Source organism: Desertibaculum subflavum (genome assembly GCA_003576705.1).
In the GTDB taxonomy this organism is placed as follows: domain Bacteria; phylum Pseudomonadota; class Alphaproteobacteria; order Ferrovibrionales; family Ferrovibrionaceae; genus Desertibaculum; species Desertibaculum subflavum.
Genome location: QOZS01000096.1, coordinates 1 through 10411 on the forward strand (window position 1 = coordinate 1; position 10411 = coordinate 10411).

The 10411-nt window shown below is 69.5% G+C and carries 11 protein-coding genes and 1 pseudogene; 10 read left to right on the forward strand and 2 right to left on the reverse strand.

From position 1 onward, the window contains the following. The first annotated feature begins 239 nt into the window (after nt 1-239). The 9 genes from DT074_RS26790 (at nt 240) to DT074_RS26830 (ending at nt 9218) form a co-directional block, all read left to right on the forward strand. On the forward strand, nt 240-1082 hold the full coding sequence (locus DT074_RS26790) for an FAD binding domain-containing protein (protein ID WP_119422911.1): 843 nt from the start codon (nt 240-242) through the stop codon (nt 1080-1082). Continuing rightward, nucleotides 1079-3820 (forward strand): molybdopterin-dependent oxidoreductase, encoded by a 2742-nt coding sequence (locus tag DT074_RS26795; RefSeq protein WP_368744938.1) that lies wholly within the window; start codon nt 1079-1081, stop codon nt 3818-3820. The genes DT074_RS26790 and DT074_RS26795 overlap by 4 nt, the downstream gene beginning before the upstream one ends. Nucleotides 3821-3831: 11 nt before the next feature. Further along, nucleotides 3832-4890 (forward strand): ABC transporter ATP-binding protein, encoded by a 1059-nt coding sequence (locus DT074_RS26800; protein ID WP_119422920.1) that lies wholly within the window; start codon nt 3832-3834, stop codon nt 4888-4890. A gap of 60 nt (nt 4891-4950) precedes the next feature. After that, a complete protein-coding gene (locus DT074_RS26805) occupies nt 4951-5190 on the forward strand; it encodes a twin-arginine translocase TatA/TatE family subunit (protein WP_119422912.1) in 240 nt (79 codons plus the stop codon). Nucleotides 5191-5229: 39 nt separating this feature from the next. Beyond that, on the forward strand, nt 5230-5649 hold the full coding sequence (gene tatB / locus DT074_RS26810; RefSeq protein WP_119422913.1) for a Sec-independent protein translocase protein TatB: 420 nt from the start codon (nt 5230-5232) through the stop codon (nt 5647-5649). Next, nucleotides 5646-6452, forward strand: coding sequence for a twin-arginine translocase subunit TatC (tatC, locus tag DT074_RS26815; protein ID WP_119422914.1), 807 nt, complete (start codon nt 5646-5648; stop codon nt 6450-6452). The genes tatB and tatC overlap by 4 nt, the downstream gene beginning before the upstream one ends. 80 nt (nt 6453-6532) lie before the next feature. Beyond that, on the forward strand, nt 6533-7807 hold the full coding sequence (gene serS / locus DT074_RS26820) for a serine--tRNA ligase (protein WP_119422915.1): 1275 nt from the start codon (nt 6533-6535) through the stop codon (nt 7805-7807). A gap of 8 nt (nt 7808-7815) precedes the next feature. After that, complete coding sequence (gene surE / locus DT074_RS26825; protein ID WP_119422916.1) at nt 7816-8571, forward strand: 5'/3'-nucleotidase SurE; 756 nt, start codon at nt 7816-7818, stop codon at nt 8569-8571. After that, the gene (locus DT074_RS26830; RefSeq protein WP_368744939.1) at nt 8568-9218 is read left to right on the forward strand and encodes a protein-L-isoaspartate(D-aspartate) O-methyltransferase; all 651 of its coding nucleotides are present in this window, start codon (nt 8568-8570) and stop codon (nt 9216-9218) included. Before surE ends, DT074_RS26830 begins: the two co-directional genes overlap by 4 nt. 5 nt (nt 9219-9223) lie before the next feature. Here the strand turns inward: DT074_RS26830 and DT074_RS26835 are convergent, their stop codons facing one another. Beyond that, entirely contained in the window at nt 9224-9457 is a 234-nt protein-coding gene (locus DT074_RS26835) for a DUF1127 domain-containing protein (RefSeq protein ID WP_119422917.1), read from the reverse strand. A 134-nt stretch (nt 9458-9591) separates the two neighbouring features. Between DT074_RS26835 and DT074_RS26840 the strand changes: the two genes are divergently transcribed. Continuing rightward, the gene (locus tag DT074_RS26840) at nt 9592-10290 is read left to right on the forward strand and encodes a helix-turn-helix transcriptional regulator (RefSeq protein ID WP_119422918.1); all 699 of its coding nucleotides are present in this window, start codon (nt 9592-9594) and stop codon (nt 10288-10290) included. 3 nt (nt 10291-10293) lie between these two features. Here the strand turns inward: DT074_RS26840 and DT074_RS26845 are convergent. Next, nucleotides 10294-10411, reverse strand: a pseudogene (locus DT074_RS26845) (IS481 family transposase); the annotation flags it as partial.

The window sequence follows — 10411 nt, forward strand, 5'->3', positions numbered from 1 at the left end:
TGCGCCGGACATGGGCGAGCCGGGCGGCGGCTCGGCGTCGCGCGGGCCGGCCCGGTCGGGCGGCGGCGCGTCGCGCGGTGGAGGGGGCGGCGGCGGCGGCGATCTCGACGACGACATTCCGTTCTGATTCGGCCATTCCGAGCTGGTAGCGGCAGGAGACCAGCGTCCGTTGGTTGACGGCGACGCTGCGATCCCGCCATTTTCCCGCCGGATGGCGTGAAATTTGCCGGGCCCGGCGCGTGGGATTCTATCTTCGACCGACAGCACTGGAAGCCGCGCTCGACGCCATGGCCGAGCGCCCGCTCGTCGTGCTGGCCGGCGGCACCGATTTCTATCCGGCGCGCGTCGGCCGCGCGATCGAGGAGGACGTGCTCGACGTCACCGGCATCGCCGGCCTGCGCGGCATCGCGGCCGAGGCGGACCACTGGCGCATCGGCGCCGCCACCACCTGGACCGATGTGATCGAGGCGGAGCTGCCGCCGCTCTTCGCCGGCGTGAAGCGGGCGGCGCGCGAGGTCGGCGGCGTGCAGATCCAGAACGCGGGCACGGTGGCCGGCAATATCTGCAACGCCTCGCCGGCCGCGGACGGCGTGCCGGCCTTGCTGGCGCTGGAGGCGAGCGTGGAGCTGCGTTCGCAGCGCGGCGCGCGCATCCTGCCGCTCGGCGAGTTCCTGCGCGGCAACCGGCAAACGGCGCGCGGCGGGGACGAGCTGGTGGTGGCGATCCGGGTGCCGCGCCGCGGCGAAGGCTCGCGCAGCCATTTCGTCAAGCTGGGCGCCCGCCGCTACCTGGTCATCTCCGTCGTCTCGGTCGCGTTGCGCCTCGATGTCGACGATGCGGGCAGGATCGCCGCGGCCGGCATCGCCATCGGCGCCTGTTCGGCCGTGCCGCAACGGCTGCCGGCCCTCGAAGCCGCTCTGCTGGGCAATCCGCTGAAGCCCGGGCTGGGCGATGTGGTCGAAGCGGATCATCTCGCGCCGCTCGCACCGATCGACGACATACGCGGCTCCGCCAATTACCGGCACGACGCGGCGCTGACGCTGGTGAAGCGTGGCCTGGACGAAATGGCGGCGGCGGCATGAGCGCGGCGCCCGGCCATCGCTTCATGCTGAACGGCAAGATCGTGACCAGCCACGCTGCCGGTGTCGCCCGGCTTGCCGATGTCATGCGCGACGAGTTCGGCTTCACCGGCGTGAAGATCGGCTGCAATGCCGGCGATTGCGGCGCCTGCACCGTGCTGATCGACGGCCGCCAGGCCTGCGCCTGCCTGACGCCGGTGGCGCAGGCCGCCGGCAAGGTGGTGGTCAGCGTCGAGGGCCTGATCGGCCATGGCACGATGAGCCGGGTGCAGCGCGCCTTCATCAGCCATGGCGCGGCGCAATGCGGCATCTGCACCCCCGGCATGCTGATGGCGGCGACCGACCTGCTGGCCGTGCGCGACGATCCGACCGATGCCGAGATCATGGATGCGATCGGCGGCGTGCTGTGCCGCTGCACCGGCTATCGCAAGATCGTCGAGGCGGTGCGCGCCGCCTGCGGCGAGGTCGGCTTGCCGCAACCCCCGGCGACCGGCCACGCGGTCGGCGCCGCCGCGCCGCGGGTCGATGCCATCGCCAAGGTGACCGGGGAGGAGAGATACGGCGCCGACGGCATACCGGCCGAGGCGCTGTGGCTGCGCGTCGTGCGCTCGCCGCATGCGCGGGCGACCTTGCGTCTCGGATCGTTTGACGCGCTGCTGCGCACATATCCTGGTCTGGTCCGGGTGCTGACGGCAGCCGACGTGCCGATGAACGGCTTCGGCATCTATCCGGAGATCAAGGATCAGCCGGTCCTGGCCGACGGCCAGGTGCGCTATCGCGGCGAGGCCGTGGTGGCGCTGGTCGGCGAGCGCCGCACGGTCGAGGCCATTCCCGACAGCGCGGTACCGATCGAATATGTGCCGGAGACGCCGGTCATCGGCACGGCGGCTGCCGCTGCCGAGGGCGCGCCGCTGGTCCAGGCCGACCGACCCGGCAATCTGCTGATCGCCGGCCATCTGCAATGCGGCGACGTTGCCGGTGCGATGGCCGGCGCCGCTGCGGTGGCTGAGGGCTGGACCGAAACCGGCTTCGTCGAGCACGCCTATATCGAGCCCGAGGCAGGCTGGGCCCGGCGCGTCGGCGACCGCGTGGAGGTCTACGTCACCACGCAATCGCCGGGCATGGACCGCGAGGAGACCGCCTCCGTGCTGCGCTTGCGGCCGGACCAGGTGCGCATCGTGCCGACCGCCTGCGGCGGCGGCTTCGGGGGCAAGCTGGATCTGTCGGTGCAGCCGCTGATCGCGCTGGCCGCCTGGCTGACCGATCGCCCCGTCGCCTGCGTCTACACCCGGCCGGAGAGCATGGCCGCGAGCACCAAGCGGCATCCGGCGCGGATCCGGACCCGTTTCGCCGCCGACCGCGACGGCCATTTGCTGGCGGCGGAGATCGATGCCGATTTCAACACCGGCGCCTATGCGAGCTGGGGACCGACAGTCGCCAACCGCGTGCCGGTGCATGCGATGGGCCCGTACCGCGTGCCCAATGTGCGCGCCGACAGCCGGGCGCTGCTCACCAACGAGCCGCCGGCCGGCGCCTTCCGCGGCTTCGGCGTGCCGCAGGCGGCGATCGCCCATGAGGCGATGATGGACGACCTGGCGGAGCGGCTCGGCCTCGACCGCCTGGAGATCCGCCGACGCAACGCGCTCCGCATCGGCGACCGCACCGCCTCCGGCCAGCTGCTCGAAGCGAGCGCGGGGCTGACCTCCTGCCTCAATGCCATCCATCCGCGCTGGCTGGATGCGCTGGACGAGGCGGCCGCGTTCAACACGACGGCGGCGGGACCGCGACGTCGCGGTGTCGGCATCGGCTGCATGTGGTACGGCATCGGCAACACATCGATGTCGAACCCGTCCGTCATGCGGATCGGGCTCGGCGCCGACGGCACGCTGACCTTCTACAACGGCGCGGTCGATATCGGGCAGGGCTCCAGCACCATCCTGACGCAGATCGCCGCCGATACGCTCGGCCTGCCGATGGCGGCCTTCCGCATGGTGATGGGCGACACCGACCGCACCGCCGATGCCGGCAAGACCTCGGCCTCGCGGCAGACCTTCGTCTCCGGCAAGGCGGTGGAACTCGCCGCGCTCGACCTGCGCCGGCAGATCCTGCGGCGCGCCAATGTCGGCTCGGCGGCGCGGCTCTATCTGAAGGACGGCCGGCTCGGCGTGGAGGAGGGCGGCATCCTGCGCGAGCTCGATCTGCCATCGCTCGCCGAAGGCCGCGACGGCGACGCGCTGGTGGGCGAAGGGCGCTTCGATCCGCCGACCACGCCGCTCGACGGGAACGGCCAGGGCGTGCCCTATGCGACCTATGCCTTCGCCGCGCAGATCGCCGTGCTCGATGTCGATATCGAGCTCGGCACCGTGCATCCGCTCCGCATCGTCGCCGCCCACGATGTCGGCCGTGCCATCAACCCGCAGCAGGTGGAGGGGCAGATCGAGGGCGGCATCGCCCAGGGCCTCGGCCTCGCCCTGATGGAGGAATACATCCCCGGCCGGACCGAGAACCTGCACGACTATCTGATCCCGACGGTCGGCGACGTGCCGCCGATCGAGGTGCTGCTGATCGAGGATGCCGAGCCGCTCGGCCCATTCGGCGCCAAGGGGGTCGGCGAGCCCGGCCTGGTGCCGACAGCGCCGGCGATCCTGGGCGCCATCCGGCATGCCGCCGGCGTCAGGATCGACAAGGTGCCGGTGCTGCCGCACCGCCTGCGCGCCGCGCTGCTCGCCGCCCGCCGCTGATCCGCATGTCCATGTCCGTCGCCCTCTCGGTCGAGGAACTGAGCCATGCCTTCGAAGGGCGGCCGGTGGTGCGCGAGGTGTCGCTCGCGGTGGCGGCGGGCGAGATCGTCTGCCTGCTCGGCCCCTCCGGTTGCGGCAAGACGACCACGTTGCGTCTCGTCGCCGGGCTCGAATCCGTTCAGGCAGGCCGTATCGCCATCCATGGCGAAGCGGTGGCCGATGCCAGGTTCAGCCTGGCGCCGGAGAAGCGCGGCGTGGGCTTGGTATTCCAGGACTTCGCCTTGTTCCCGCATCTCTCGGTCGCCGAGAACGTCGCCTTCGGCCTGCACGGCGCAGCGCCCGAGCGGCGCGGCCGCGCGGTTGCCATGCTGGAGCGGATCGGCCTCGGCGCCTTCGCCGATGCCTATCCGCACATGCTGTCGGGCGGCGAGCAGCAGCGCGTGGCGCTGGCCCGCGCGCTGGCGCCGGGCCCGAAGCTGATGCTGATGGACGAGCCGTTCTCCGGCCTCGACGTCCGGCTGCGCGACCATGTGCGCGACACCACCTTGAGCCTGCTGGCCGAGGCCGGCACCGGCACCCTGATGGTGACGCACGACCCGGAGGAGGCCATGCGGGTCGGCGACCGCATCGCGGTCATGCAGGAGGGCCGCCTGATCCAGATCGGCTCGGCCGAGGACCTGTACGACCGTCCGGTCAGCCCCTTCGTCGCCCGCTTCTTCGGCGAGACCAACGCCTTTACAGGCCGCGCGGCGGCCGGGGGCGTGCCGACGCCCTGGGGCATGGTCGCCCTGCCGCCGGGGATCGAGCCGGACACGCCGGTCGAGGTGCTGGTGCGCCCGGAAGGCATTGCGGTGGACGCAAAGGCGAGCGGGATCAGTGCCCTGGTGCTGGAAAGCCGGCCGCTCGGGCCGGCCACGCTGTTGCGGCTCAGCCTGCCGGGCCTGGCCGCCCCCTGGCTGGCCCGGTTGCCACGGCACCGGTCCTTTGCGCCGGGCACCTCGGTCTCGGTGCGCATCAATCCGGCTGACACTTTCGTGTTTCCGGCCGGGGCAGTTCATTTGCGCCCCTGATGCCTTTTCGACATACTGCGGGCATCTCTAGAACCCGGGTTTAAACGAGGGTGCCTGTCCATGGGCGGCTTTAGCATTTGGCACTGGCTGATCGTGCTGGTGGTCGTGGTGATCGTGTTCGGGGCTGGCAAGCTGCCGCGCGTCGCGACCGACCTCGCGCAAGGCATCAAGAACTTCAAGAAGGGCATGCAGGATCCCGAGCAGGCGAAGAACGATCCTCCGCCGCCGGCCGGCCACATCAATGCCCAGAACGGCGCCGGCAGCGAGCACAAGCCGGTCGCCGACAAGGTTTCGAGCTGACCGGCAGCCGGCTCGCGGAAGCCGGCCGGGATCTGAGCCATGTTCGATATCGGTTGGTCCGAAATGGCCGTCGTCGCGGTGGTGGCGCTCGTCGTCATCGGGCCGAAGGATCTGCCCCGATTGCTGCGCCAGGTCGGCGAATGGACCGGCAAGGCGCGCGCCCTCGCGCGCGAATTCCAGGGCCACATGGATGAGCTGGCCCGCCAGTCCGAGCTCGACGACCTGAAGAAGCAGGCCGAGAAGGTCACCGGATTCGATATGAAGGAGGAGATCGCCAACACGATCGATCCGGGCGGCGATCTGCGGAGGACCGTGCAGGAGGCGGGGCAGGCGGCCGATCCGAATCAGCTGATCGGCAACGAGCCGGCACCGGGCATCGACCCTGCGCCGGCCACCGATGCGCCGGCGATCGAGACGCCGGCGATCGAAGGTCCGCGGCCGCAAGAGCAGAAGGCATGACCGCGCCCGACGACGACGAGACCCGAATCGAGCAGAGCCGGATGCCGTTGCTCGAGCACCTGGTCGAGCTGCGCAACCGGCTGATGTACGCGATCATCGCGCTGATCGTGGCGTTCGGCGTCTGCTACGCCTTCTCCGACAAGATCTACCAGTACCTGCACTGGCCGCTCTATCGCGTCTGCCACGATTGCCGGATGATCATTACGGCACCGCAGGAGGCCTTCTTCACCTATGTGAAGGTGTCGTTCTGGGCCGCTTTCCTGCTCGCCTTCCCGATCATCGCCTCGCAGATCTGGATGTTCGTGGCGCCGGGCCTGTACCGGAACGAGCGCAAGGCCTTCCTGCCCTTCCTGCTGGCGACGCCGATCCTGTTCGCGGCCGGTGCGGCGCTGGTCTATTTCATCGTCATGCCGCTGGCGCTGCAGTTTTTCCTGTCGTTCCAGACGCCGGGCGGCGAGGGGGTGCTGCCGATCGTCGCCGAGACGCGGGTCAGCGAATACCTGTCGCTGATCATGGCGCTGATCCTGGCTTTCGGAGTGGCGTTCCAGCTGCCGGTGCTGCTGACCCTGCTGGCCCGGGTCGGTATCGCCTCCAGCGCGGGGCTCGCGGCCAAACGCAAATACGCGATCGTGGGCGTGTTCGTCGCCGCGGCGGTTCTGACGCCGCCCGACCCGATCAGCCAGATCTCCCTCGCGGTGCCCATGGTGCTGCTCTACGAGGTGTCGATCTGGTCGGCCCGCCTGGTGGAGAAACGGCGGGCCGAGGCGGAAGCGGCCGAGGCGGCGGAGAGCGGCGCCGCCTGAACCGCCGAGGCCGGGCCTGGCTTTACCCGGCACCGAACGGCCCCTATAAGCCCCGAGCCACTTTCTCGAACGTTCTTCCCATGCTGGACATCAGGTGGATTCGCGACAACCCGGCGGCGCTGGATTCCGCGCTCAGCGCGCGCGGCGCCGCGCCGGTGGCGCAGGCGATCGTCGATCTCGATCAGCGCCGCCGGCGGCACCAGACCGAATTCCAGGAGCGCCAGGCGCGCCGCAACGAGGCCTCGAAGGAGATCGGCAAGGCGAAGTCGAAGGGCGGCGACGCCTCGGCCTTGATGGCCGAGGTCGCCGAGCTGAAGGACCGCATCGCCGAGGCCGAGGCGGCCGAGCGCGCCGCCGGCGACGAGTTGGAGGCGCTGCTCGCGACGCTGCCCAATGTGCCGGCCGCCGATGTGCCGCAGGGCGCCGACGAGACGGGCAATGTCGAGCTGCGCCGCCATCTGGCGCCGCGCAATTTCGAATTCGAGCCGCGCGACCATGTCGCCGTCGGCGAGGCGCTGGGCGCGATGGATTTCGAGGCGGCGGCGCGGCTCTCCGGAGCGCGCTTCGTGGTGCTGCGGCGTGAGCTCGCCCGGCTCGAGCGCGCCATCGGCAATTTCATGCTGGACCTGCACACGAGCCAGTTCGGCTATCAGGAAGTCTCGCCGCCGCTGCTGGTGCGCGACGAGGCGGTGTTCGGCGTCGGCCAGCTGCCGAAATTCGCCGACGACCTGTTCCGCACCACCAACGACTTCTGGCTGATCCCCACCGCCGAAGTGTCGCTGACCAATCTGGTGCGCGAGCAGATCCTGGACGAGGGCGTTCTGCCGCTCCGCTTCACCGCGCTGACGCCGTGTTTCCGATCGGAAGCCGGCGCGGCGGGGCGCGACACCCGCGGCATGATCCGCCAGCACCAGTTCGCCAAGGTGGAGCTGGTCAGCATCACCGCGCCGGAGCAATCGGCGGCCGAGCACGAGCGCATGGTCGGCGCCGCCGAGGAGGTCCTGAAGCGGCTCGGCCTGCCGTATCGCGTGATGGTGCTGTGCACCGGCGATATGGGCTTCGCCAGCCAGAAGACCTACGACATCGAGGTCTGGCTGCCGGGCCAGAAGGCTTATCGCGAGATCTCGAGCTGCTCCAATTGCGGCGACTTTCAGGCGCGGCGCATGAAGGCGCGCGTGCGCAGCAAGGACGGCAAGGGCAACCGCTTCGTCCACACGCTGAACGGCTCCGGCCTGGCGGTCGGCCGAACCTTGATCGCCGTGCTGGAGAACTACCAGGAGGCGGATGGCAGCGTGGTCGTCCCGGAGGCCTTGCGGCCCTACATGGCCGGCCAGCAACGAATCGAAGTCGGGTAAGGCGGGCAATGCGCATCCTGGTCACCAATGACGACGGCATCCACGCGCCCGGCCTGAAGACGCTGGAGAAGATCGCCAAATCGCTGTCGGATGACGTCTGGGTGGTGGCGCCGGATACCGAGCAGTCCGGCGCCTCGCATTCGCTGACCCTGACGCTGCCGATCCGGGTGCGCCAGATCAACCGGCGCAAGTTCGCCGTGCGCGGCACGCCGACCGATTGCGTGATGATGGCGGTGACCGTGCTGGTCAAGGGCAAGAAGCCCGATCTGGTCTTGTCCGGCGTCAATCGTGGCGCCAATCTGGGCGAGGACACGACCTATTCCGGCACCATCGCGGCGGCGATGGAAGGGACGCTGCTTCGCACCCGCTCGATCGCGCTGAGTCAGTCCTTCACGGCGCCGCACCCGGTGAAATGGGCCACGGCCGAGCATCACGGGCCGAAGGTCGTTCAGAAGCTGCTCAAGGCCGACTGGCCGGAGGACACGCTGATGAATGTCAACTTCCCCGACGTGCTGCACGGCTCGGTCAAGGGCGTGAAGGTGGTCCGCCAGGGACGCCGCAACCTGTTCGACCTCAATATCGAGCACCGGATCGATGCGCGGAACGTTCCGTATTACTGGATCGGCTTCAAGCGCCAGACAGGCAAGCCGCCGCTCGCCACCGATGTCGGGGCCGTGCAGGCGGGCTATGTCTCGGTGACGCCGCTGCATCTCGACCTCACGCACGGGCCGGGCCTGCGCCGGCTGAAGGATACCTTCGCGTGACGGCCGGCCCGGAGGTCATCCAGCTCATCATGGAGCTGCGCGGCCAGGGCATCACCGATACCGACGTGCTGTCCGCGATCGAGAAGGTGCCGCGCGACCGGTTCGTGCCGGAGGCCTTCCGCGAGCGCGCCTTCGAGAACATCGCGCTGCCGATCGCCCAGGGCCAGACCATCAGCCAGCCTTATATCGTCGCCTACATGACCCAGGCGCTGCAGGTCGGCCGGCGCATGAAGGTGCTGGAGATCGGCACCGGCTCCGGCTACCAGGCGGCGGTGCTGGCCCAGCTCTGCCGCCGGGTCTACACGATCGACCGCTACCGCACCTTGGTGCAGGAGGCCGAGCGGCGCTTCGCCGAGCTCGGCCTCTCTAACATCACGACTCGGATCGGCGACGGCATGAAGGGCTGGCCGGAGCAGGCGCCGTTCGACCGCATCATGGTGACCGCCGCCGGCACCGAAATCCCGCAGGCACTTATCGACCAGCTCGGGCCCGAAGGCGTGCTGGTCGCCCCGGTCGGCCATAGCGCCGGCGACCAGAGCCTGGTCCGCCTTCGCCGGACCGGCGACGGTATCCAGCGCGAGGAACTGATCGGCGTGCGTTTCGTGCCGCTGGTGCCGGGCCTGGCGCAGGACGCGACGGGCCCCTGACATCGTCACGACCGCCAGAACGGCTTCCGGCTCTCGCGATAGATGTCGGCCTCGTCGAGGCCGAGATCACGCCGCATGTGCTCGCTGAGCGCTGCCAGGTGGTGGCGCTCGCGGGCGCGTTGCTGCCAGGTGAGCATCAGGGTGCCGAGCGCCTTGAAATCATCCCGCAGACGCTGGCCCAACGTGGTCGGGGCAGCCGCGGGGAGCCGGTAACCGATCCGCTCGAAACGTGTCCGCATGGCTCATCTCCGTCGCCCAACGCCGCCAATGAATCGGCCGAGGGATTCGGCCGGGCGTTGACGAGAACAAAACTAGGACGGCTATACTGACAGCGTTTTGTCAGGAGTGTTTCCGTTGTGGGAGGAATCCTCCGATGCGCCGAGCCGACAGGCTATTCGATATCATTCAGATCCTGCGGACCGCAGTGAAACCGGTCACAGCGGCCGCCCTGGCCGAGGAGCTCGAGGTCAATGTCCGCACCGTCTACCGCGACGTCGCGACCTTGCAGGCGCGCCGGGTGCCGATCGAGGGCGCGGCCGGCATCGGTTATATGCTGCGCAACGGCTTCGACCTGCCGCCCCTGATGTTCACCACCGAGGAGGTGGACGCCATCGTGCTCGGGGCGCAGATGCTGAAGCGGATTCGCGATCCGAAGCTGCAGCAGGCGGCAGAGAGCGTGCTGGCCAAGATCGCCATCGTGCTGCCGGACCTGCAGCGGCGGCATCTGGCGACGCCCACCGTCTATGTCGCCGGCGGCAAGCCGGGGCCGGCGCCGGGCGTCGACCTGTCGGAAGTGCGGAGCGCGATCCACGAGACCCACAAGATGCGCATCGCCTATACCGATGAGAAGGGGACGACGTCCCAGCGCACCATCTGGCCGATCGCCATGGCCTATTATACCGACGCGACCCTGATCGGCGCCTGGTGCGAGCTGCGCCGGGATTACCGGCACTTCCGCGTCGACCGCATCGCCAGCTCGCGCGTACTGGAGGAGCGCTTCCCGGCCGATAACGGGCGGCTGATGAAGGAATGGCTGTCGCTGCGCCCGGGCCGCGCCGAGGCGGCGCATTGATGCCTAGGTGTTCAGTCCCGATGTGAGGTGGGTGGGATCGTATCGGAATCGATCTGGTTCGTGCGCCCATGTCTTGCAGATGTGTTCGTAGGGCGTGAGACCGTTGAGCCTCTTGAGCCTC

Bases quoted from the DNA above. Each gene is read 5' to 3' on its own strand.
- tatB (WP_119422913.1), top strand. From the start codon at position 5,230: ATGTTCGATATCGGTTGGTCCGAAATGGCCGTCGTCGCGGTGGTGGCG.
- serS (WP_119422915.1), top strand. From the start codon at position 6,533: ATGCTGGACATCAGGTGGATTCGCGACAACCCGGCGGCGCTGGATTCC.
- DT074_RS26800 (WP_119422920.1), top strand. From the start codon at position 3,832: ATGTCCGTCGCCCTCTCGGTCGAGGAACTGAGCCATGCCTTCGAAGGG.
- DT074_RS26835 (WP_119422917.1), bottom strand. From the start codon at position 9,457: ATGCGGACACGTTTCGAGCGGATCGGTTACCGGCTCCCCGCGGCTGCC.
- tatC (WP_119422914.1), top strand. From the start codon at position 5,646: ATGACCGCGCCCGACGACGACGAGACCCGAATCGAGCAGAGCCGGATG.
- DT074_RS26795 (WP_368744938.1), top strand. From the start codon at position 1,079: ATGAGCGCGGCGCCCGGCCATCGCTTCATGCTGAACGGCAAGATCGTG.
- surE (WP_119422916.1), top strand. From the start codon at position 7,816: ATGCGCATCCTGGTCACCAATGACGACGGCATCCACGCGCCCGGCCTG.
- DT074_RS26840 (WP_119422918.1), top strand. From the start codon at position 9,592: ATGCGCCGAGCCGACAGGCTATTCGATATCATTCAGATCCTGCGGACC.
- DT074_RS26805 (WP_119422912.1), top strand. From the start codon at position 4,951: ATGGGCGGCTTTAGCATTTGGCACTGGCTGATCGTGCTGGTGGTCGTG.